The sequence below is a fragment of the Pelagibius litoralis genome (assembly GCF_011683915.1).
Taxonomy (GTDB): domain Bacteria; phylum Pseudomonadota; class Alphaproteobacteria; order Kiloniellales; family Kiloniellaceae; genus Pelagibius; species Pelagibius litoralis.
Window position 1 is genome coordinate 141,689 of record NZ_JAAQPH010000011.1, and the last position, 22,172, is coordinate 163,860.

At 63.6% G+C, this 22,172-nt stretch carries 23 protein-coding genes; 16 read left to right on the top strand and 7 right to left on the bottom strand.

What is annotated here, in order from left to right:
- The first annotated feature begins 18 nt into the window (after window positions 1-18).
- The 5 genes from HBA54_RS15295 (at window position 19) to HBA54_RS15315 (ending at window position 4,907) form a co-directional block, all read left to right on the top strand.
- Window positions 19-1,107: an ABC transporter ATP-binding protein gene (locus HBA54_RS15295; protein ID WP_167226098.1), complete on the top strand. Its 1,089-nt coding sequence runs from the start codon at window positions 19-21 to the stop codon at window positions 1,105-1,107.
- A gap of 55 nt (window positions 1,108-1,162) precedes the next feature.
- Complete coding sequence (locus tag HBA54_RS15300; RefSeq protein WP_205944681.1) at window positions 1,163-2,509, top strand: ABC transporter substrate-binding protein; 1,347 nt, start codon at window positions 1,163-1,165, stop codon at window positions 2,507-2,509.
- Between the two features lie 66 nt (window positions 2,510-2,575).
- A complete protein-coding gene (locus HBA54_RS15305; RefSeq protein ID WP_205944682.1) occupies window positions 2,576-3,508 on the top strand; it encodes a carbohydrate ABC transporter permease in 933 nt (310 codons plus the stop codon).
- Window positions 3,501-4,340: a carbohydrate ABC transporter permease gene (locus tag HBA54_RS15310; RefSeq protein ID WP_205944683.1), complete on the top strand. Its 840-nt coding sequence runs from the start codon at window positions 3,501-3,503 to the stop codon at window positions 4,338-4,340. Before HBA54_RS15305 ends, HBA54_RS15310 begins: the two co-directional genes overlap by 8 nt.
- Window positions 4,341-4,367: 27 nt before the next feature.
- The gene (locus tag HBA54_RS15315; RefSeq protein ID WP_167226100.1) at window positions 4,368-4,907 is read left to right on the top strand and encodes a cupin domain-containing protein; all 540 of its coding nucleotides are present in this window, start codon (window positions 4,368-4,370) and stop codon (window positions 4,905-4,907) included.
- Window positions 4,908-4,934: 27 nt separating this feature from the next.
- Here HBA54_RS15315 and HBA54_RS15320 read toward each other — a convergent pair whose 3' ends face one another.
- Both HBA54_RS15320 and HBA54_RS15325 read right to left on the bottom strand, forming a co-directional pair.
- Window positions 4,935-5,954, bottom strand: coding sequence for a LacI family DNA-binding transcriptional regulator (locus HBA54_RS15320; protein WP_205944684.1), 1,020 nt, complete (start codon window positions 5,952-5,954; stop codon window positions 4,935-4,937).
- A 39-nt stretch (window positions 5,955-5,993) separates the two neighbouring features.
- Complete coding sequence (locus HBA54_RS15325; protein WP_167226102.1) at window positions 5,994-6,764, bottom strand: SDR family oxidoreductase; 771 nt, start codon at window positions 6,762-6,764, stop codon at window positions 5,994-5,996.
- A gap of 200 nt (window positions 6,765-6,964) precedes the next feature.
- Between HBA54_RS15325 and HBA54_RS15330 the strand changes: the two genes are divergently transcribed.
- Window positions 6,965-7,996, top strand: coding sequence for an L-idonate 5-dehydrogenase (locus tag HBA54_RS15330; protein ID WP_167226104.1), 1,032 nt, complete (start codon window positions 6,965-6,967; stop codon window positions 7,994-7,996).
- Between the two features lie 44 nt (window positions 7,997-8,040).
- Window positions 8,041-8,643, top strand: a complete 603-nt coding sequence (locus tag HBA54_RS15335; RefSeq protein ID WP_167226106.1) for a putative pterin-binding protein — start codon at window positions 8,041-8,043, stop codon at window positions 8,641-8,643.
- A 15-nt stretch (window positions 8,644-8,658) separates the two neighbouring features.
- Here HBA54_RS15335 and HBA54_RS15340 read toward each other — a convergent pair whose 3' ends face one another.
- On the bottom strand, window positions 8,659-9,402 hold the full coding sequence (locus tag HBA54_RS15340; protein ID WP_167226108.1) for an SDR family NAD(P)-dependent oxidoreductase: 744 nt from the start codon (window positions 9,400-9,402) through the stop codon (window positions 8,659-8,661).
- Between the two features lie 132 nt (window positions 9,403-9,534).
- Between HBA54_RS15340 and HBA54_RS15345 the strand changes: the two genes are divergently transcribed.
- Together HBA54_RS15345 and HBA54_RS15350 are read left to right on the top strand one after the other, a co-directional pair.
- The gene (locus tag HBA54_RS15345; RefSeq protein ID WP_167226110.1) at window positions 9,535-10,506 is read left to right on the top strand and encodes a bifunctional methionine sulfoxide reductase B/A protein; all 972 of its coding nucleotides are present in this window, start codon (window positions 9,535-9,537) and stop codon (window positions 10,504-10,506) included.
- A 62-nt stretch (window positions 10,507-10,568) separates the two neighbouring features.
- Window positions 10,569-11,180, top strand: a complete 612-nt coding sequence (locus HBA54_RS15350) for a pyridoxamine 5'-phosphate oxidase family protein (RefSeq protein WP_167226112.1) — start codon at window positions 10,569-10,571, stop codon at window positions 11,178-11,180.
- 12 nt (window positions 11,181-11,192) lie between these two features.
- Here the strand turns inward: HBA54_RS15350 and HBA54_RS15355 are convergent, their stop codons facing one another.
- Window positions 11,193-12,221 carry a LacI family DNA-binding transcriptional regulator gene (locus tag HBA54_RS15355; RefSeq protein WP_167226114.1) on the bottom strand — a complete coding sequence of 343 codons (1,029 nt, stop codon included), beginning with the start codon at window positions 12,219-12,221 and terminating at the stop codon, window positions 11,193-11,195.
- A gap of 179 nt (window positions 12,222-12,400) precedes the next feature.
- Between HBA54_RS15355 and HBA54_RS15360 the strand changes: the two genes are divergently transcribed.
- The 7 genes from HBA54_RS15360 to HBA54_RS15390 all read left to right on the top strand — a co-directional run bounded on the left by HBA54_RS15360 (window position 12,401) and on the right by HBA54_RS15390 (window position 18,863).
- A complete protein-coding gene (locus HBA54_RS15360; RefSeq protein WP_167226116.1) occupies window positions 12,401-12,658 on the top strand; it encodes a hypothetical protein in 258 nt (85 codons plus the stop codon).
- Entirely contained in the window at window positions 12,648-13,802 is a 1,155-nt protein-coding gene (locus HBA54_RS15365) for a TRAP transporter substrate-binding protein (RefSeq protein WP_167226118.1), read from the top strand. Before HBA54_RS15360 ends, HBA54_RS15365 begins: the two co-directional genes overlap by 11 nt.
- 104 nt (window positions 13,803-13,906) lie before the next feature.
- A complete protein-coding gene (locus tag HBA54_RS15370) occupies window positions 13,907-14,434 on the top strand; it encodes a TRAP transporter small permease (protein WP_167226120.1) in 528 nt (175 codons plus the stop codon).
- A gap of 10 nt (window positions 14,435-14,444) precedes the next feature.
- On the top strand, window positions 14,445-15,764 hold the full coding sequence (locus HBA54_RS15375; protein WP_167226122.1) for a TRAP transporter large permease: 1,320 nt from the start codon (window positions 14,445-14,447) through the stop codon (window positions 15,762-15,764).
- Window positions 15,765-15,785: 21 nt separating this feature from the next.
- Window positions 15,786-17,093, top strand: coding sequence for a histidinol dehydrogenase (gene hisD / locus HBA54_RS15380; RefSeq protein ID WP_167226124.1), 1,308 nt, complete (start codon window positions 15,786-15,788; stop codon window positions 17,091-17,093).
- A complete protein-coding gene (locus HBA54_RS15385) occupies window positions 17,090-17,854 on the top strand; it encodes an SDR family NAD(P)-dependent oxidoreductase (RefSeq protein WP_322096047.1) in 765 nt (254 codons plus the stop codon). Before hisD ends, HBA54_RS15385 begins: the two co-directional genes overlap by 4 nt.
- Window positions 17,855-17,876: 22 nt before the next feature.
- The gene (locus HBA54_RS15390; protein WP_167226126.1) at window positions 17,877-18,863 is read left to right on the top strand and encodes an alcohol dehydrogenase catalytic domain-containing protein; all 987 of its coding nucleotides are present in this window, start codon (window positions 17,877-17,879) and stop codon (window positions 18,861-18,863) included.
- A 9-nt stretch (window positions 18,864-18,872) separates the two neighbouring features.
- Here HBA54_RS15390 and HBA54_RS15395 read toward each other — a convergent pair whose 3' ends face one another.
- The 3 genes from HBA54_RS15395 to pcaB all read right to left on the bottom strand — a co-directional run bounded on the left by HBA54_RS15395 (window position 18,873) and on the right by pcaB (window position 22,169).
- The gene (locus HBA54_RS15395; RefSeq protein WP_167226128.1) at window positions 18,873-19,880 is read right to left on the bottom strand and encodes a 2-dehydropantoate 2-reductase; all 1,008 of its coding nucleotides are present in this window, start codon (window positions 19,878-19,880) and stop codon (window positions 18,873-18,875) included.
- Window positions 19,881-19,932: 52 nt separating this feature from the next.
- A complete protein-coding gene (locus tag HBA54_RS15400) occupies window positions 19,933-20,703 on the bottom strand; it encodes a fumarylacetoacetate hydrolase family protein (RefSeq protein ID WP_167226130.1) in 771 nt (256 codons plus the stop codon).
- 140 nt (window positions 20,704-20,843) lie between these two features.
- Entirely contained in the window at window positions 20,844-22,169 is a 1,326-nt protein-coding gene (pcaB, locus tag HBA54_RS15405; RefSeq protein WP_167226132.1) for a 3-carboxy-cis,cis-muconate cycloisomerase, read from the bottom strand.
- Window positions 22,170-22,172: the final 3 nt, after the last annotated feature.

A 22,172-nucleotide genomic window follows, 5' to 3' on the forward strand; every position in this document is an offset into this window, starting at 1 on the left:
ACTGGGAGGAAAAGGCATATGGCCGGAGTCATGCTCCGGGAGGTGACCAAGGCCTATGGGCCGGTCGTCGTCATTCCCAAACTGGACCTGACGATCAAGGAGGGCGAGTTCGTCGTCATTGTCGGCCCCTCGGGCTGCGGCAAGTCGACGACGCTGCGCATGATTGCCGGGCTGGAGACGGTTTCCGGCGGCAGCATATACATTGCCGGCAAGGAAGTGACCCACGCGGCCCCCAAAGCCCGCGACATCGCCATGGTGTTTCAGTCCTATGCGCTCTATCCGCATATGAATGTCGCCGGCAACATGTCCTTCGCCCTGCGCCTGGCCGGCACCCCCAAAGCCGAGGTCGAAGAGCGGGTGCGCCGGGCGGCGGAGATGTTGGAACTGATCCCCTATCTCGACCGCAAGCCGAAGGATCTCTCCGGCGGCCAGCGTCAGCGTGTCGCCATGGGCCGCTCCATCGTCCGCGATGCCTACTGCTTTCTCTTTGACGAACCGCTTTCCAACCTGGATGCGAAGCTGCGCGCGACCATGCGCACCGAGCTTGCAGTGCTGCACAAGCGCCTGGAGCGCACCATGGTCTATGTGACTCACGACCAGATCGAGGCCATGACCATGGCCGACCGCATCGTGATCATGGAGAAGGGCGTGATCCAGCAGGTCGGCACCCCGCGGGAGGTTTACACCGCGCCGGCAAATCTCTTCGTGGCGGGTTTCATCGGCTCGCCCTCAATGAATTTCCTGGAGGGCGAGATCGCCGATGAGGCCGGGGTCTTGAGGGTGCGGGGCGCCGGCTTCGACCTGCCGGTCCCCGGACGCATGAAGGAGCGCGTCTCTGCGGCCCGGAACCGTGACGTTACAGTCGGCCTTCGGCCCGAGCATTTCTCGGCGAACGACAGCGGCGGTGTCTTGGCGCCGATCCAACTGCAGGTCGACGTTGCCGAATACATCGGCTCCAGCCAGTTTCTGGCCGCCGTGGTGGGCCAGCAGCACGTCACCGCTTCGGTTGACGTGGGGCCCGATGCCGAACCCCTGAGATCCGGCGATTACTACTTCGACGCGGACCGGATCTACCTTTTTGACCGTGCGAGCGGCCAAGCCCTTTGAAGCGGTTGCCCGGCGGATGACGGGCCATAACAACAACCCTGGACGGGAGGATGAAATGAACAGATGGATCGCGATGGCGGCAGGTTCCCTTGCCGCTGTGGCTTTGGGAACCGGGCTCTTCAGCGGCGCTGCGGCCGCCAACCCTTATGAAAAATACGAAGGGACGACCATTGTCGTTTCCTGGCCGGCCCTCAGTCACTTCCAAAAGGCCGAGGAACTGGTCGAGGAGTTCACCGAGGAGACCGGCATCGAAGTGGAGGTCGATGCGCTGCAGTACCTCAAGCTGCGCGACCGGCAGATCCTGGAGATGGCCAAGGGTGAGGGCGAGTACGATGTGGTTTCCTGGGTCGTCATGTGGAAGGGCGAGTACGTTTCCAAGGGTTTGCTGACCCCGCTCAGCCAGATGTTCACCAACGGCGCCCTGGTCGATCCGGCCTATGACATCGATGATATCGCCGATGCCTATCTGCAGAACGGCGGTATCGTCGGTGGCAAGAAAGGCTACATGCCCGGCAAGTCCGGCGGCCTCTACGGCATTCCCTTCGGGGCCGAGACCTCCATCATGGCCTATCGCAAGGACCTGCTGGAGCAGGCCGGCATCGAACCGCCGAAGACCTATGACGAACTGCTGGCGGCCCTGCCGGTCATCAAGGAAAAAACCGGCGTCGGCGCTCTCACATCGCGCGGCAAGACCGGTCACCAGGTAACCGCCGGCTGGTTGCTGCATCTGGCGCCGCTCGGCGGCAAGATCTTCGACGATCAATGGAATCCGGTGTTCAACGATGCCGCCGGTGTCGAAGCCGCCCGGGTCATGCGTGAGATTACCCGGACCGGTCCGACGGGGATCGCCTCCTACGGTTTCTCGGAAGCCTCGGCCGCTTTTCTGCAGGGCGATGCGGCGATGTACATCGATACCCTGAAGATCGCCGCCATGTCGCGCGACCCGAAACTTTCCAAGATCGACGGCAAGGTGGGTTTCGCCCTGCATCCGGTCGGCTCGCGCTGCGGCTCTGAAACCGGCGGCTTTGCCGTGGGTATTCCCGCCAACAGCCAGAACAAGGAAGCCGCCTTCCTGTTCATCCAGTACATCACCTCCAAGGCCGGCGACAAACGCATGGTGGAACTGGGCGGCGATCCGATCCGCCTGTCGACGATCGCCCACTTCGCCGATCAGTTTCCCGAGTATCCGGTGGTGGCCGAACAGCTGCCCTGCGCCGACCCGGATTGGCGCCCGCTGATTCCGGAGTGGAACGAGCTGAACATCGACGTCCTGGGCCAGGCCTTGACCGAGGTGATCACCTCCGACAAGCCGATCCAGCCGATCATGGACGCGGCGGCGGAGAAGGCCCGGGCGATCATGGAGCGCGAGGGCTACTACGCCTGGACGAGCTATCGTCAGTAGAAAAGCCGTGGGAAGCGGGAGGGGCGCCACGGTCCCTCCCGTCCCATAACCCCTATCGGGACAGTCATGACCGAGACGACAGCCGAGGAACTGCCGGAGAAGGTGCCGCCGCGTTTCGACACGCGGGCGATGACGCCTTACTTCTTCATCCTGCCGGCGGTCCTGGTGATGGCCGGGGGGCTGCTCTATCCGGTGATCGATGCGGTCTACCTCTCCTTTTTTGACTGGAAGATCGGCACGCCTTTTTCCAAGGCGGAACACGTCGGCCTGGACAACTACTGGCGTATGCTGGGCGACCCCGATGTATGGGAATCCATCTGGGTCACCTTTCGCTTCGGCTTCTGGACCATCAGTATCGAGATGGTGCTGGGTGTCGCCCTGGCGCTGATGCTGGAAAAGCCGATCCGCGGCGCCAGTATTTTCCGTACCATCTTCATCCTGCCTTTGATGGTCTCCCCGGTCGTTGTCGGCCTGGTCTGGCGCTATCTCTTCGACGCCCGGGTCGGCTGGATCAACTTCTACCTCGCCCAGTGGTTCGGCATCGAACCGCAGGTCTGGCTGGGCGACGCGGATCTGGCTTTCTTCGCCATCGTCTTTACCGACATCTGGCAGTGGACGCCGTTCATTTTCATCATCGTGATCGCCGGCCTGCAGGCCCTGCCGTCGGAGGTACTGGAAGCTTCGCGCATCGACGGTGCCAACTGGTGGCAGCAGATCTTCCTGGTGAAGCTGCCGATGATCCGCTCGATCCTGGTGATCGCCCTTTTGATGCGCCTGATCGACGTCTTCCGCGCGCTGGAGGTCATGTACATCATGACCGGCGGCGGGCCGGGCCGGGCGACCGAACTGATGTCACTGCACATTTACAACCGCGCCTTTGATGCGCAACTGCTTGGCTATGCCTCGGCGATCTCGGTCTTGCTCATCGTGATCGTCTTTACCCTCAGTCTCGGCATTCTGGTCATCAGCAACCCCATGAAGGATAAAGCCGATGTCTAGCGGCAGAATCGATAGCCCGATGAAGATCTGGGCCCACTATGCCGGATTGCTGGTACTGGCCGCGATCTGTCTGATGCCGATCTGGGTGATGATCTCCACCTCGCTGAAAAACGAGGTACTGATCTTCGACGGTACGCCGGTCTGGTTCTTCTTCTTCCCGACCCTGGAGAACTACGAATACATCCTGACCCGCGGCAAGTTCGACCGCTACCTGACCAACTCGGTCATCGTCGCCAGCCTCTCGACCTTCCTGACCCTCTTTCTCGGCGGGCTCTGCGCCTATGCCCTGGCGCGCACCGAATTCAAGGGCCGGCGCTTCGTCGCCAACGCCACCCTGCTGGTGCGCATGGTGCCGCCGGCGGTCCTGGCGGTACCGGCCTTTGCCATGGTGGTGACCTTCAGCCTGGACAACGACCTGGCGGTGCTGACCTTCTTCTACACCGCGCTCAACCTGCCCTTTGCCATCTGGCTGCTGTTCGGCTTCTACAAGCAGATCCCGGTGGAACTGGAGGAGGCGGCCATCGTCGACGGCGCCTCGCCGCTGCAGGTCTTCTTCCGGGTTTTGCTGCCGCTCATGAAGTCGGGCTATGCGGTCGCTGGAATCTTCGCTTTCCGCATTGCCTGGAACGAATTCATCCTCGCGCTTCTCCTCACCGGACGGAAAACCCGCACGTTGCCGGTCGGGGCGGCGGGCTTCATCACCGATACCGGTGTGGAGTGGGGGCGCATCATGGCGATGGGCACCTTGATCGTAATCCCGCCGCTGCTCTTCACTTTCTTTGCGGCGCGGCAGATCATTGCGGGTATGACGGCCGGTGCCGTAAAGGGTTGAGGCCGGCCGGTTCTGAAAGGGACGACGATGCGAAAAGAACGTGATGTGCGCTTTGACGAGGCCACCGGGGCCTGGTTCGGCAAGTCGATGCCGGTCGACCGGGCGGAGATGGAAAGCCGCGTCTGGCGTTTTGGCGAACTGACACCTTCGCCGCGCGCCTTCCTGGATTGCACCCTGCCGGGCCATGTCCGCACGCTTTTCAGCGCATTGGGCAGGGGGGCGGACGACGAGCAGCTTGAAGGGACGGCGGTCGAGCAGGCGGAGAACTATCACATCGATTTCGTGAAGGCGGCTCCGCAGAACGGCGCGGCCCTGCACAGTCACGGATCGGAGGAAACCTTCATTGCGCTCACCGGCCGCTGGCAGGTTTTCTGGGGCGACGCAGGCGCGGACATGGCGATCCTGGAGCCCTATGACGGGATCGTGGTGCCGGGCGGGGTTCTGCGCGGCTTTCGCAACATCGCGGACACGGAGGCCGTTTTGCTCGTCGTGCTGGGCGCCCACAATACCGGCCACTGCATCTGGGCGGAGGATCTGCAGCCGGTTTTCGCCGCGGCGAAGGAATAGGGCAGGTCTGTCCCGACTATCCTGGGATCAGGCGCTCTCGCGTTCGATGATCTCGAAGGGTATCAGGGAGGTCACGTGATCACGGTTGTCGGTCTCGCCGCTGAGCTGTTCGCGCACCAGTTCCGCGACCCGGCGGCCGATATCCTCTGCATGAACCTCGACCGTGGTCAGCGACGGCACGGCGCATTCCGCCAGGTCGTAGTTTCCGAAGCCGGCAATGGCGATGTCTCCGGGCACCTGCAGGCCCCGTCTGCGGCATTCGCTTAGGGCGCCGAAGGCGGAGAGATCGGATACGCAGAGTACGGCGTCGATATCCGGCCAGGTCTCCAGCATCTCGGCCAGCGCCCCGCCGCCCTGGCGCATGGTGATCGGCGGATCGCCGTAAGCCGTCACCCGTGGCTCGCAACCCAGTTCGCGCATCGCCTCCTCATAGCCGCGCCGGCGGTCGGCACCCCTTGTATCGCGGCTCGATGCGCCGCCGATGAAGCCGATGCGGCGATAGCCTTTGTCGTGGAGGCGCTGGCACATGGTGCGTGAGGTTTCGCGGTTGGAAAAGCCGACCACATGGCCGATGGGGCTGTCGGGCAGGTCCCACATCTCGATCACCGGGATACCGGCGTTTGACATCAGCCGGCGGGCGCGCGGCGTGTGGGCCCCGCCGGTGACGACAATCGCTTCCGGGCGCCGTCGCAGCATGGACTCAATGTGCTTTTCCTCGATGTCCGCATCGTAATCGGTGTAGCCCAGCAGGACCTGAATATTGAGTGAATTCAGGCCGTCTGTCAGGCCGCGTACGGTGTCGGCGAAGTTCGAGTTGTTGATCGAGGGTATGGTGACTGCCACGAAGCCGGTTTTGCGCGATGACAGGCCGGCAGCGGTGCTGTTCAGGACATAGCCCAGTTGGTCCGCCGCCTCGCGGATCTTCTTGCGTGTTTCCTCAGAAGCCGGCGCATCGGCGCGCAGCGCGCGGGAGACGGTCATCGACGAGACCCCCGCGAGCCGGGCGACATCGGCCATGGTCGGTGCTTTCTTATGGTCCTGGCTCATGGTTCGGCTGCCTCTGCAGTCATGCTCCTCTCCGGGGTTTTACAGGCAGGCGGTGATGCCGCCGTCGACATAGAGAATGTGTCCGTTCACGAAGCTCGATGCGCCGGAACTCAGAAAGACGGCTGCGCCCACCAGTTCCTCGACGTCGCCCCAGCGGCCGGCCGGCGTGCGGTTCGTCAGCCAGGCGGTGAAGGCCTCGTCGGTGACCAAGGCGGCGGTCAGTTCGGTCTTGAAGTAGCCCGGGGCCAGGCCGTTGATCTGCAGGCCGTGTTTGGCCCAGTCCGTCGCCATGCCCTTGGTCAGGTTGGCGACCGCCCCCTTGGAGGCGGTGTAGGGTGCGATGCCCGGGCGCGCAAGGGCCGTCTGCACTGAACAGATGTTGACGATCTTTCCCTTGCCGCGCCCGATCATGTGCTTGGCCACCGCCTGACCGACGCTGAAGACCGAATTGATGTTGGTCTTCATCAGGAAGTCAAAGTCCTCAGGCTCGAAGTCTTCCAGGGGGCCGCGGTGTTGAAGTCCGGCATTGTTGATCAGGATATCGATCGGGCCGCTGCTCTCCTCAAACCCGTCGACCGCCGCCTTGACCGCGCTGTGATCGGTGGCGTCGAAAGCCAGTTCCTGTACCGTTGCACCTTCACCCCGCAGTTTGTCGGCCGCCGCCGACAGGCGCGCCCGGTTGCGCCCGTTCAGGATCAGCTCGGCCCCTGCGCCGGCCAAACCGCGGGCCAGGGCGAAGCCGATGCCCTGGCTGGATCCGGTGATCAGGCAGCGCTGCCCGGTGAGGTCGAAAAGCGAGAGGGATGTCATGCAGGGCTTTTCCTTTGGCGGCTGGATAGGTTTGTCTAGGGCGTGACGACAAGACTTGTGCTATTATTTGTTATCGATAACATTTATCTGTCAACGAAGAAGGCGCCAATGATCCGGAATAGGCCCTGAAATGGCGCTTTCGGGTTGTTCTCCAAGTCCGGCACCGAAAGCTAACAACGGGTTGTTTGAAAGGCAAAGCCATGCGCGCACTTGTAATCCATGCTCCCAAGGACCTGCGGGCGGAAGACTGGCAGGAGGAGGCGCCTGGCGAAGGGCAGGTTTTGATCCGCATGGAGGCCGGCGGCGTCTGCGGGTCCGACCTGCACTACTACAACCATGGCGGATTCGGCCCGGTCAGGATCAAGGAGCCCATGGTGCTGGGCCATGAGGTCTCGGGCCGCGTGGCGGCGCTTGGTTCCGGCGTGGCCGGCCTTTCCCTGGGAGACCTGGTGGCGATCAATCCGTCGCGGCCCTGCGGCACCTGCGGCTTTTGCACCGAGGGTGCGCCGAACCATTGCCTGAACATGCGCTTCTACGGTTCGGCCATGCCGTTCCCCCATATTCAAGGCGCGTTTCGCCAGGAGATGGTTGCCGATGCCTCGCAATGCGTGAAGGCCGATGGCCTGAGCGCCGGCGAAGCGGCCATGGCGGAGCCGTTGTCGGTGGCGCTGCATGCCACCCGCCGGGCCGGCGCACTGTTCGGCAAAAGGGTGCTGGTTACCGGCTGCGGCCCGATCGGCGTTCTGGCGGTGCTGGCTGCCCGGCGGGCGGGCGCCGCCGAGATCGTGGCGACGGATCTTGAGGATAAGGCGCTGTCCCATGCCGCGGGCGCCGGTGCCGACCGCACGATCAACGTGGTTGCCGAGCCCGATGCCCTGGAAAGTTATGCCGCCGGCAAGGGGCACTTCGATGTGCTTTATGAGGCCTCAGGCGCCCAGCCGGCCTTGGTCTCGGCCCTGGCGGCGATGCGCCCGCGCGGGGTGGTCGTGCAGCTCGGCATGGGCGGCGATATGACCCTGCCGATGATGCAGATTACCGCCAAAGAGTTGGAGCTGCGCGGCTCCTTCCGTTTTCATGAGGAGTTTCCCCTGGCGGTCGAGATGATGTCCAAGGGGTTGATCGACGTGAAGCCGCTGATCACCCACACCATCGCGTTCGACCGCGCCATCGAGGCCTTCGAACTGGCCGGCGACCGTTCCCAGGTGATGAAAGCGCAGATAGCTTTCAACTGATTGCTGCGGTATGAGTCTCCCAGCTTGCACAGGGGGAGAGTCCGATGACTGATTTTCAGAGTTTCTGCTGGTCCCGGAGGGGCCCGGCGCTTCGTCTTTTCGGCGCTGTTCTTTGCGCCCTTTTTGTTCTGAACGCAGGCCCCGGCGCGCAAGCCGCCGATCTGCCAAAAGCCAGCGGCCCGGTGGTACTGACCGTTGCGGGTCAGGTTTCAAAGACCAACCGCCCGGGTTTCTCGGCGTTCGAGGACGGCTTCCTCAACTACCATGAGAAATCGTTCGGCCCGGCGGCGGAGTTTGATCTTGCGATGCTGGAAGCTCTCGGCATGCAGAAGGTGGAGGTCAGCTTCGATGCCTGGCCGTCCAGCTATACCTTTGAGGGCCCCTGGTTGAAGGACGTGCTTACCGCCGCCGGGGCCTCGGGCAGGGACATCACCATCGTCGCCCTGGACGGTTTCGGTTCTGAGATTTCAGCAGAGGATATCGCGGCTTTCGACTGGATCGTCGGGGTGAAGCGGGATGGGCGCTATCTCACCATCGGCCAGCGCGGACCGCTCTGGGTCGTCTACCGGCGGCCGGACGGCAAGGCGCCGACAGCTGAAGACGAGCAGCGCTGGCCCTGGGCGTCTTTCTACATCGAGGTCAAATAGACAAGGAAAGCTCGGCTAGAAGGGGATTTCCTTTCCGTCCCAGGCGAAGAGCTTGCCGCTGTCGCCGGTCGTCAGACCATCGACAACGGCCAGCAGATGGCTGGCCGCAATGGCGGGCGTGAACAGCTTGTCCTGTGCCACGCCGCCCTGAAAGGGCTGTGAGAGCCGGCTGTCGACGGTGCCGGGATGCAGGCCGACGCAGAACGCCTGCTTGCGGTTGCGGCCGGTCTCGATTGCCATGCAGCGGATCATCATGTTGAGCGCCGCCTTGGTCGCCCGGTAGCCGTACCAGCCGCCCAGATGGTTGTCGCTGATGCTGCCGACCCGCGCGGAAAGCGCGGCGAAGACGGCTTTACGATCCCGCGCAAGGAGCGGCAGAAAGTGCTTGGCGATCAGACCGGGCCCAACCGCGTTGATCTGAAACGACCGGGTCAGATTGCCCGCGTCGAGGCTGCGGAAGCTCTTTTCAGGCTGCAGCGCCGCCCCGTCATGGAGCAGGCCGGTGGCGACCAGCACCAGATCAAGTGGCCCGCCTTCCTTTACCATGGCCGCTGCCTCGGCGATCGACGCCTCCTCGTCGTAGTCGATCCGGCCGCGAAACAGCTTGTTGCCGGCCGGCAGGGGGCGGCGCGAGAAAACGTGGACGGATTCCACCGCTGCATCGCTGACCAGGAGCTCGACAAAAGCCCCGCCGATGCCGCCGGACGCACCGACGACGGCGGTTCTCAGTGGCCTGCTGAAACTGGAGAAACGGGTCATTTCATTGTGATCGCGTTACAGGAATGACAGGGCGGCCTTGGGAAATACTCTTAGAAAGCTATATTGTAGGAAGACGAAGGAAAGGGCGCTGGTGCCGCCCTTTTCCCAGGCTTAGAGAAGGGGAGTGTCCTGATGAGCGAAGGTTATAAGAAGACCCCGGAAACCTTGGAGAATCTGACGGCGGAACAGTTCGCGGTCACCCAGCAGGACGCGACCGAGCGGCCCTTCCAGAACGAATTCTGGAACCACAAGGAAGCCGGGCTCTATGTCGACGTCGTCAGCGGCGAACCCCTCTTTGCATCGAGTGACAAGTACGATTCTGGCAGCGGCTGGCCGAGCTTTTTCAGACCGGCCGCGGCGGACAACGTTGTCGAGAAAAGCGATTCCAGCCACGGCATGGTGCGCACCGAGGTGCGCTCCAAGAACGGTGACAGCCATTTGGGACATCTCTTCCCGGACGGGCCCGCCCCGACCGGACTGCGCTACTGCATCAACTCCGCGGCCCTGCGGTTTGTCCCCCTGGCCGAACTGGAGGCCGCGGGTTACGGCGCCTATCGCGATCACATTGATCCGCCGGAAAGCCAGTCTTCTCAGGCCAAGACGGTTCTGGCCGGCGGCTGCTTCTGGGGCATGCAGGACCTGTTCCGCAAGCTGCCGGGCGTTCTCGCGACGCGGGTCGGCTATACCGGCGGCGATTTGGACAACCCGGGTTACCGCGATATCACGACGGGAACCACCGGCCATGCCGAGGCGCTGGAGATCACCTACGACCCCGCGCGCGTGAACTATGAGGACCTTTTGGGGTTCTTCTTCCAGATTCACGACCCGACCACCACCAACCGCCAGGGCAACGACATCGGTACGCAGTACCGTTCGGCCATCTTCGTGAATTCGGATGAAGAGGCTGCGACGGTGGCAAAAGTGATCGCGGCTGTCGATGCCTCCGGCTTGTGGCCGGGCCGGGTGGTGACCGAAGTGGTGAAGGCGCAACCTTTTTATGAGGCGGAGCCGGAGCATCAGGACTATCTGCAGCGCTTTCCCCAGGGCTACACCTGTCACTTCATCCGGCCGAACTGGCGGCTTCCGCGCAACGAGGTGGCGTGACGCTGGAACGGGTTCGATGGGGGTGGTAGTTTCGCGCGCCTTTACCTGCGCCGGATCCGACCATGTCGATCATCACAAGCGTTGAACAGTTGGAAGGCCTCTATGGCCTTCCCAAGGAAACCTCCACCGTCAAGGAGGTCAGCCACATCACCCCGGAGTACCGGCGGATCATCGAGGCTTCGCCCTTTGCCGCTCTGGCGACGGCGGGGCCGGAGGGCCTGGATTGCTCGCCGCGCGGCGATCTTGCCGGTTTCGTGCGGATCCATGACGAGCGCACCCTGATGCTGCCGGACCGGCGCGGTAACAACCGGATCGATTCGCTGCGCAACGTGGTGCGCGACCCGCGCATCGCCCTGCTGTTCCTCATTCCCGGCGCCGGAACGACACTGCGGGTCAATGGCCGCGCCCATCTCAGCATCGATGCCGAACTGCTGGCTTCCTTTGCCGTTGACGCCAAGCCGCCGCGTTCGGTCCTGGTAATGACGGTGGAGGCGATCTACTTCCAGTGCGCCCGTGCCATCGTGCGCTCCGATCTCTGGAACCCGGAGAAGCACGCGGACAGCAAGTCCCTGCCGACTCCCGGTGAGATTCTCGCCGCCCTCAGCGATGACAGGATCGGCGGTAAGGTCTATGACGACGCCTGGGAAGGGCGGGCCCAAAAAACCCTCTGGTAGCTTTATTCGGGGCTATACGGAAACCGGGCCCGTCGATCCCCGCACCACCAGTTCGGCCGGCAGCTCGATATGGCGGCCCTGCTCTGCTCCGCTATCAGCTTCGCTCAGCAGAAAGTCGGCCGCCAGGCGCCCCATCTCCACCAGGGGGGCGTGAATGGTGGTGAGGCCGGGCGCGATTTCCCGGGCCAGTTCAAGATCGTCGAAACCTGTGATCGAAAGCGATCCCGGTACCGCTGTGCCCAGGGCAGCGGCTTCAAAGAGGGTGCCCAGGGCCAATACGTCGTTGCCGCAGACGATCGCCGTCGGCGGCTCTGCGGCGGCGAGTAGGGCGCGGCAGGCTGTGCGGCCCGCGGTGAGCGCATAGGGGCACTCCAAGATGCGTTCCGGCGGAAGGTCAATCGATCGCCTCTGCAGTGCCTCCCGTGTTCCCTGAATTCGCTCCGCGGCGCGGTCGTTACCGGCGGTGAGGCCGCCGATCATGGCAAAGCGCCGGTGGCCCAGGTCGTAGAGATAGGAAACGATCTTCTCCATCGCGCCGACATTGTCGAAACCGATGGTCGGGTGCGGCGAATCCGGGTGATGGACGTAGGTGTTGACGTAGCGGATGCCGCGCCGGTCCAGCAGTTCGTAAATCTCAGGGTCACGCTGCTCGCCGGTCAGCATGATACCGTCGACACCCCTGATGATGAGGTTCTCGATCTGGTTTTGCTCACGCTCGGGCAGGTAATCGGAGGAGGCGAGGAGCAGCGTTCTGCCACGGACGTCCAAGGCATCCTGCAGGGTCTGCGCCACCTTTGCGAAGATGGCATTGTCGAGGGTCGGGATCACGGCGCCGATGGTGTTGGTCCGCCTCGAAGCCAGAGCGCGTGCTGCGCCATGGGGCCGATAGCCGGTCTCAGTGATGGCGGCCATCACCTTTTCGCGCAGCTTGGGGCGGACTTTTTCGGGCGCGCTCAGACAACGCGAAACCGTTGCCGTCGAAACCCCGACGCGGTTGGCGACGTCATCAAGTGTCGGGCGGCGATCCGGCTGTTGTTGCAAGCGCTTACTTCTCTTTTCTCATGCCGTCTGCCGGCCGGAAAAGACCTCTGCGCCAGCAGTTCGCCCATCATATCCCATTGTTGGCGCGAAAGCATCCCAACTGTCGCTCCCTTGACTCCCGGCTGGCAGAGGTGCATTGTTTTGAAAATGTAAGCGCTTGCAAAAATAAAGGAGCAAGCATGGGGAGGATACTGAAAGACAAGCTGCTGCTCGCTGCGGCCCTGCTGTTCGTGCTCTTCATCGCCAATGTGATTATCGGAAAATTCGCCATTCTGGGCGGGGCGACGGTCGTTCCCGGCCTGGGTGATGTTGGCGAGTTTCTGGTTCTTTTCGTGTCGGTGGTGCTGTTCATCGGCGTTTGTCTGCGGCGTGAAATGGCCGCCGATCGTGAAATTCGTAACCAAGCAAAAAAAGAAGGAGACGGGGATGCCGAATAAGTCAAAGGAGTCGAGCCCGCAGTCGTTGGAGCGCCGCCGGTTCTTCGAAATTTCCGCAAAGTACGGGTTCACCGCTGCGGTGGTTGCCGGAGCCGGCGGTATGCTGTTCAGTGCCGAAGCGGCGGCACAGACCGCGAAGGAGGAAAAAGAGCGCGAGCGCGCGGCGGAACACAGCATGACGATTGCGACCGCCTACATCCTTGGCGCCTCGCGCAGCTATCCGATCATGCAGCTGGATTTCAAGGAGAACATCCAGAACGCGACCGCCGGCAAGGTCTATGTGAAACTTGCACCCGGCGGGCAGCTCGGCGCCGGTGGTGCCTTGGCCCAGAAGGTGCAGAACGGCACCATTCAGGCGGCCCAGCATTCGCTTTCCAATTTTGCGCCCTTTGCGCCGGTCGTCGATCTGATCAACCTGCCGTATTTCTGCGGCGCCAATCAGCGCTTTGTGAACCTCGTTTCCTCATCGGCCTGGAAGGCCGAGGTCGATCCCCTTGTCGAGTCCAAGGGTTTCAAGCCGCTCTGGTATGTCGTCATCGATCCGCGGGTCGTTGCCGTGCGCAAAGGCGGCAAGGGGCCGATCAAAACGCCGGGCGATCTCTCGGGCATGAAGTTCCGGGTGCCGGGATCGAAGATGCTGCAGCAATACTACCGCATGATCGGGGCGAACCCGACTCCGGTGGCCTGGGGCGAAACACCCTCGGCCATCAAGCAGGGTGTTGCCGACGCGCTGGACCCGGCGGTCGGGGCGCTGCATGTCTTCGGGTTCAAGGATATCCTGTCCTGGGTCACCTTCTCCCAGGCGGTGCCCGACAGCCAGGTCTATTCCTGCAATCTCGAATGGTTCAACGGTCTGCCCGGCGATGTGCAGGAAGGCATTCTCTTTGCCTCCGACATCTCCGCGCAGCAGAATCTCGCGAAGGTTCCCGCCGCGCGCAACTACGCCATGGCGGAGATGGGCAAGGCGGGCGTTCAGTTCTACTCGCCTACCACCGACGAACTGGGGGAGTGGGCCAAAGCCGGCGGCTACCAGCGCAGCGAATGGGACGGCTTCAAGAAGGAACTGGCCGGCTCGCTGGAGACTTTCGGAAAACTGGAAGACGCCGCCAATACCCAAAGCCGGCTCTACGTCCACGACGCTTAGCGTCATGCTCCGGGAGGGCCCTTTCGGCCTTCCCGGCAGCCCGCTGTTCTTCTCTTGGATCCAAAGGCGCCGCCATCGCGGCGGCCGCCTGAAGGGGTGCGCCCGTGAACCAAAAAACAAGCTTCTGGCATAAGCTGGACCAGAATGCCGAACGCTGGTTGTTGCTGGTCTTCTATGCGCTCATTGTTGCCACCATCGTTGTGGAGGTCGTCAGGCGGTTTGTGCTGTCCTATTCGTCGATCTGGGGCGAGGAGATCGCGCGCTACGCCTTTATCTATCTCGCCTGGGTGGGCGCTTCGGCGGCGGTCAAGGACCGGGCGCATATCCGCATCGACGTGATCGTCCACATGCTGTCCGAGCGGGGTAAGGCGGCAGTCTACCTCTTCGGCGATTTCTGCATGCTGGCGCTGGCCGTGATCGCCGTCTACACCGCCCTTGAATCCATCGAAATCTCGCTGCGCTTCGGCTCCGTCACCCATGGCCTGCGGATCAGTCTGGTCTGGTTCCTCGCCGCCGTTCCGCTTGGTTTCTCGCTCATGATCTTCCGCCTGCTGCAGTCGATGCGGCGCGACTTCACGGACCTCTGCGCCGGCCGCGCGGTCAGTGACGGCGCGAAGCTGTTCGACGACTGAGGAGAACGGCATGCTTTGGCAACAATTGCAGGAACAGAGCGTCGACCTGGGTTGGGAATTCTACGGCCCGGTTCTGCTCATCGTTCTGCTCATCGCGCTGGCGGTGCCGGTCTGGGCGGCGCTTGGCATCGGCGCGGTCGCCATGCTTCTGATCACCGATGCGCTCCCCATCTCCCTACTCGGGGAATCGCTGTTCGACGGGATCGATCACTTCGCGCTGATCGCCGTGCCGCTTTTCATCCTCACCGGGGATGTGCTGGTCCGCACCGGCCTGTCCGGCAGACTGCTGGATGTCGCCGACGCCACCACAGGCGGACTCCGCGCCGGCCTTGGCACCGCGACGGTGTTGGGCTGCGGCTTTTTTGCCTGTATCTCCGGCTCCGATGCGGCCGGTGCCGCGGCGGTTGGCCGGATGACCATCGGCAAGCTGGTCGAAAAGGGTTACCCGCGCCCCTATGCCTGTGCCTTGGTCGCGGCCGGCGCCTGTACCGGTATCCTTATTCCCCCGTCGATTGCTTACATCATCATTGGGTTGATCCTTGGCATCTCCGCCTCGACGCTGTTTCTCGCCGCTGCCATTCCCGGCGTCATGATCATGGTATCGATCATGGTGACCAACGCTGTCCTCAACCGTATCTACCGATTTGAGGGGGAGACGCAGGGCTTTGACTTTGAGCGTTGGCGTAAAGCGGTCTGGGAGGGGCGCTATGCCCTGATGGTGCCCTTCATCATTCTCGGCGGCATTTACTCCGGCATTTTCACGCCGACCGAGGCCGCAGCCGTCGCGGTAACCACCACCATCCTGATCGGTATGCTGCAAGGCACCCTGACCTTGGCCGATTTCCCGAAAATGCTGGTGAGCTCGGCCAAGGTAAACGGCGTGATCCTGCCGATCATTGCCCTCTCCCTGCCCTTGGCGCAGACTCTGGCGGCGCTGCAGGTGCCTCAGGGGTTTGTCTTCGCCGTGACCGCGCTGACTGATGATCCGGTGATGATCGTCCTGTTGATGATCGGTATACTGATCGCGGCCGGCTGTGTCATGGAGACGACCCCGAACATCGTTATTCTCTCGCCGATCCTGCTGCCTTTGGCGCAGGAAATCGGCATGAACGACATCCAGTTCTGTGTGATGATGGTGAGTGCGCTTGGTGTCGGTTTTATCACGCCGCCACTCGGCCTCAATCTGTTCGTCATCGCCGGTATCACCGGCGAATCGGTCCTGAAGATTGCCTGGCGTGCCGTGCCCTATGTCTTCGGCATGCTGGTTGTGGTGCTTCTCATTGCCTACGTACCCTCGCTGTCCACCGTGTTCCTGCCTGATATCTATTGATCATCCAAAGGCCCCTGACCCATGACAATCGAGTACCTGAAAAAAGCCGAAATGACCGCCGCCACCGGAGAGCAGGACGTTCGCGAGACGGTGCAGGCGATATTGGACGACATCGAAGCGGGCGGTGAGGCCAAGGCGCGCGACTATGCGGCAAAGTTCGACAAGTGGGAGGGCGACATCCTGGTGACGCCGGAGGCCATTGCGGAAGCCTCGGCCAAGGTGTCACAGAAGCTGAAAGACGACATCCGCTTTGCCCATGACCATGTGCGGCGGTTTGCCGAAGCGCAGCTTGCGACGCTGCAGGATACGGAAGTGGAGTTGCGGCCCGGCCTGATCGCCGGTCACCGCAACATCCCGATGTCCGCCGCCGGTTGCTACGTGCCCGGCGGGCGTTACGCCCATGTCGCCTCCGCCATCATGTCGGTCACCACCGCGAAGACGGCGGGCGTCGATCAGGTGGTCGCCTGTTCTCCAGCCAAGGCGGGGGAGGGCGTCAATCCGGCGATCCTCTATACCCTCGATCTCTGTGGTGCGGACTCGGTGTTGGCGCTTGGCGGCGTCCAGGGCGTGGCGGCCATGGCCTTCGGCCTCTTCACCGGTCATCCGGCGGATATCCTGGTCGGGCCGGGCAATCAGTTTGTCGCCGAGGCGAAGCGGATCCTCTACGGCCGCGTGGGCATCGACATGTTTGCCGGGCCGTCCGAGGTGATGGTGATTGCCGATGCAACGGCCGACCCGGAGATCGTCGCCTGGGATCTCGTCGGCCAGGCCGAGCATGGCTACAACTCGCCGGCCTGGCTGATCGCCCTGGACCGCAAGCTTGCCGAACGGGTCGCCGTGCTGGTGCCAGAACTGATCGCCAGCCTTCCCGAAGTGAACCAGACCAACGCGGCGGCGGCCTGGCGGGACTATGGCGAGATTGCCCTGGTTGATTCGCCGGAGGCCGGTGCCGCGCTGTCCGATAACTATGCGTCGGAGCATCTGGAGGTGCACTGCGCCGACCTGGATTGGTGGTTGAAGCGCCTGCGCAACTATGGCTCCCTTTTCCTGGGCGAAGAGACCACGGTTGCCTTCGGTGACAAGACCTCGGGCCCCAACCACATCCTGCCGACCAAAGGCGCGGCACGCTATACGGGGGGGCTTTCCGTCGGCAAGTTCATGAAGACCGTCACCTGGCAAAGGATGACCCGGGAATCGACCAGGGATATCGCCCAGGTCACCGCGCGGATATCGCGTCTCGAAGGCATGGAGGCCCATGCCCGGACCGCCGACGTGCGGCTTGAAAAGTGGTTCCCCGACGAAAACTTCGATCTGGCGGCGGTTGAGTGATCGCCGGGCTGTTCGATCTGTCAGGGCGCGTTGCCTGCGTAACCGGGGCCAGTTCGGGCATCGGGCGAAGGCTGGCCACCGCCCTGGCCGAGGCCGGTGCGACGGTGGTTGGCGTGGCGCGCCGGCAGGATCAGCTTGATGCCTGGTTGACTGAAGCCGAGGCGGCCGGTGGCCGCGGCCTTGCCTGTGTCGCCGATCTGGCCGATCTCGCGGCGCTTGAGGATATTGCAGCGCGGATTGCGGAGGCTGGCGGTGCGCCGGATATTCTGGTGAACGCGGCCGGTCTCAACACGCGTCAGGCTGCCGATGCGGTCACGGCGGAGGGCTGGCAGCGGACGCTCGACCTGAATCTCTCCGCCCCGTTCTTTCTGGCACAGGCGCTGGTTCCGGCCATGCGGGCCAGGGGCTGGGGGCGCATTATCAATCTGGCCTCGCTGCAGTCGGAGCGGGCTTTTGCAGGGGGGATCGCCTATGGCACCTCCAAGGGCGGCGTCGTGCAGATGACCCGCGCCATGGCAGAGGCCTGGTCGCGCGACGGCATCACCTGCAACGCGCTGGCGCCCGGGTTCTTTCCGACCGAGCTGACCGCCGCCGTCTTTGACGATGCGGCCCGGGCCGAGCGTAACGCGGCCCAGACCTGTATCGGCCGCAACGGCAAGCTGGACGATCTGGTGGGCCCGGCGGTGTTTCTGGCTTCGCCCGCTTCGGACTATGTGACGGGGCAGACGCTTTTCGTCGACGGCGGCTTTACCGCCAAATAGCATCAGGCCAAGTGAGGATCTCATGAAAGCGCTTGTATATACGGCGACCAAGCAAACCGAATACCGCGACGAACCGGAGCCGCAACCCGAGAACGGCGAGGCCCTGGTGCGCATCGAGGCGGTGGGCATCTGCGGGTCCGACATGCATGCCTGGCACGGTCACGATCCGCGCCGCGTGCCGCCGCTGATTCTGGGTCACGAGGCCTGCGGCACGGTGCTGGAGGGCAGCAATCCGGGAACGCGGGTCGTGCTCAATCCTTTGATCACCTGCGGGCTCTGCCGTTACTGCGTTGAGGGCCGGTCCAATCTCTGTCCGTCGCGGGACCTGATCGGGATGCGCCGGCCGGGCGCCTTTGGAGAGCGGATTGCGATTCCCGAAAACAACCTGATCGCGGTCCCCGACGGCATGGACCCGGCCCATGCGGCCTTGACGGAGCCTTGTGCGACGGCCTGGCACGCGTTGGCCCTGGCGGCGCGCGCTGCCTGGCGACCGCTGGCCGAGAGCCGGGCGCTGGTGATCGGCGGCGGCTCGGTCGGTCTTCTGGGCGCTCTGATTCTAAAGACCTGGGGGGCGGCAGAGGTCCGCCTCGCCGAGACCAATGCGCTGCGGCGCGAGACCGCGACGGCTGCAGGCCTGGATGCCTTCGATCCCATCGCAGAGCCCGCGGTGCCTGCGGGTTTCGATCTGGTGCTCGATGCGGTCGGCATGGTGGCCACACGCCGGGCGGCGACGCAGACCGTTGCGCCCGGCGGGGTTGTTGCCCACGTCGGCCTTCAGGAGCCGGCGGGCGACTTCGATGCCCGCAGCGTCACCCTTTCCGAGATCACCTTTGTCGGCGTCTATACCTATACCGAAACCGATCTGCGGGCCTCGCTCGCCGCCCTTCAGGACGGCCGGCTCGGGTCCTTGAACTGGATCGACCAGCGACCCCTCGCCGAGGGGGGCCGGGCTTTCGAGGATCTGGATGCCGGGCGCAGCTCTGCCGCAAAAGTCATCCTGAGACCCTGACGCCTTATCTCACGCGGCAGAGACCATCTTCACGCCCGATCCCTCAAGCGTCATGGTCCTGTTGAGCAGCATCACGCAGGCATAGACCGCTTCGATGGCGGGGGCCGGTGTATCGGTCAGGCGGCCCATTTCCAGGATCGAGCCGATCAGGGCTTCGGTCTCCAGAGAGCGCCCTGCCTCGACATCCTGCAGCATCGAGGTCTTGTGCCGGCCGACGGACTCGGCCCCGGCGATGCGCTTTTCGATGGTGTGGCGGAAGGTGACGCCCAGCTTCTCGCCGATGGCCTGGGCTTCGGCCATCATGGTGGCGGCGAGATCGCGGGTCTGCGGAAAGCGGCAAATGTCTTCCAGCGTGGCATGGGTCAGGGCCGAGATCGGATTGAAGGAGAGATTGCCCCAGGCCTTCAGCCAGATTTCGGAGCGGATGTCGTCGAGAATACGGGACCGGAATCCGGCTTCGACCAGCAGGTCGTGAAGCTGCTGGCCCCTTTCGCTGGTAGAACCGTCCAACTCGCCGATCGGGAAGCGGTCGCCCTCGACGTGCTTGATGACGCCGGCTTCGGTGACCGCCGCCGCCGGATAGACGACGCAGCCGACGATGCGCTCTGCCGGGATATGGCGGCCAAGCAGACCCGAGGGATCGAGGCTGTCCAGCCTGCGCCCGTCCAGTTCCCCGCCGAAGCTGTGGAAGTACCACCAGGGCATGCCGTTCTGCACGGTCATGATCATGGTGGTGTCGTCCAGCAGGGTCTCGATATCCCGCGCAATCTGGTCCAGGAAATGGGCCTTCACCGCCAGAATGATCAGATCCTGCTTGCCGGCCTCGGCGGCGCTGCCGACGGCCTTCATCGGGGCGACGAACTCCTGGCCGTCCTCCCAGATCAGTTTCAGGCCGTCTTTCTGGATCGCGGCAAGATGGGCGCCCTGATCGACCACGGTGACGTCATTGCCCGCCAGGGCGAGTTTTACCGCCATCAGACCGCCGATGGCGCCGGCACCGACCACACAGATCCGCATAGTGACTTCCTCTCCTGCTAAAGCTTTTTCCTCGTGCGCTTGTTGCGTGCGCTTACTGAACGAAGGTATTGGACAGACTGCCAATACCTTCGATGCTGATTTCAATGCTGTTGCTCGGCTCCTTCATCGAGCCGACCCCGATGGAGGTGCCGCAGGCGATGACATCGCCGGGCAGCAGGGTCATGTCATGGGACAGCAGGCTGACCAGCCGATGCGGCGGAAAGATCATGTCGGACAGCGGGTAGTTCTGCCGTTCCTGGCCGTTCAAAACGGTTTTCACCGAACAGGTCAGAGGGTCGATATCCGTCGCGATGGCCGGGCCGAAGACGCCGAAGGTGTCGTAGCTCTTGGCCCGCGCCCACTGGGGAAAGGTCGGGTCCTTGGAAATGATCTTGGCCGCCGTCACATCGTTGATGCAGGTGTAGCCGAAGATGTGGCCGGGGGCGTCCTCTTCGCTCACTTCGCTGCAGGTCTTGCCGATGACGATGCCCAGTTCGCCTTCGTAGACCACCGGGCCGTCGTAGCTCTTTGGCCGGCGGATGGTCTGCCCCGTCGCCAGGAAAGCGTTGGGCGCCTTCAGCAGGAACAGCGGTTCCTCCGGCTCGGCGACCTCCAGCTTGGCGGCCAGGGCATGGAAGTTGTTCCACAGGCAGATCATCTTGCCGGGGTCGCAGGGCGTCAGCAGCTCGGCGCCGTCCAGCGCCAGCGTCTCGCCACTGGGCTGCGGATCGTCGAAAAGGCCGCCGTCGCAGACCTGAATGGTCCCGTTTTCCAGTCGACCGACTGTCACGGTTCCGTTGTGCCGGAATCGAACCCAATGCATGGACTTTGCTCCCTTGACGGCTCGCCCGCTTGGCTGAGTCGCCAGCAGATCGCTTGTTGATCGACACTATGGGGCAGCTTCGCCGCCACCGTAAAGGCATCTGAAAAACTTTTCCACATCGTGGAAACGGGTCGGTCGTCTCACTTGCCGCGGCGCAAAACCCGCTCAATGAATTGACGGCTCATCCCCGCGTGCTGCGCCGGGTCGCGCAGGGCCTGCCAATCGACGGGGGCGTCGCTGGCCGCGGCCAGGATGTCGAAGAGATGCCGCCCGCTCGCCGAGACTTCCTTGCAGGCCTGTTTCACCAGGGCCTGGGCATCCTCGCGCGGCAGGTGGCGGGAAAGCGCGAAGCTTGCGGCTTCGGCCAGCACCAGGCCGTTGGCGGCTTCCAGATTGGCGCGCATGCGTTCGGCGTTGACCTGCAGAGCCTCCAGCAGGCCATTAATGTGGTTCAGGGCACTGCCGCAGGCGAGCAGCATCTGTGGCAGGACCAGCCACTCCTGCTGCCAGGCGGCGCCGTCGCGCTCCTGATTGTGCAGGGCGGTTGCCTGCATCTGCCCGGCCAGGCCGGCGTTCAGTCGGGCCAGCGCCAGGATCGCCTCGGAGCGGACCGGATTGGCTTTCTGCGGCATGGTGGAGGAGCCGCCGCCGGCGCCTTCGCGGACTTCGCCGACCTCGCTCTGGCTGAGCAGCAGGACGTCCCCGGCGATCTTGCCGAGGCTGCCGGTCACCAGGGCGAGCCAGGATGACAGCTCGATCAGGCCGTCGCGCTGATTGTGCCAGGGCAGGGCGGGAACCGCGAGATCGAGCCGCGCGGCCAGGGCAGTTTCGACCTTGGCGGCGGCCCGCTCGCCGAGCGCCGACAGGGTGCCGGAGGCGCCGCCGAAGGAAAGTACCTCCAGCCTTGGCCGCAATTCGTCCAGCCTTTCACGGTGGCGTTGGAGCGGCGCAAGCCAGCCGGCGACCTTGAGGCCGAAGGTGGTCGGCGTCGCCTGCTGGCCGCGGGTCCGTGCCACCATGACCGTGTCGCCTTCGGCAGCCGCCGTTGTGGCGAGTTTTCCGCAGACCGCGACGAGGCGCTTATCGAAGATGTCCAGGATCTTGCACAGGCGTAACAACAGGGCCGTATCCATGACGTCCTGGCTGGTGGCGCCCCAGTGTACGAAGCTGGCCGCCTCGCCGCCGACGGCTTCGCGCAGCGCCGCGACCAGGGCCGGTATCGGAATGCCGTCGCGTGCGGTGGCTTCGGTCAGTTCTGCAGGGTCCGGGTCGAAGGTTCTGGCCACTTCCGCGATGCGCAGTGCGGCGCTTTCGGGAATGGCGGCGCAGTCTCCCCCCGCCTCCGCCAAAGCGGCTTCGAAATCCAGCATCGCGCGCAGCTGCGCGGTATCGTCCAACAAGGCGATGCTCTCGGCGTCGGACAGCAGGGCGCCATAGAGAACACTGTCGAAGGGAAGGGCACTCATCTT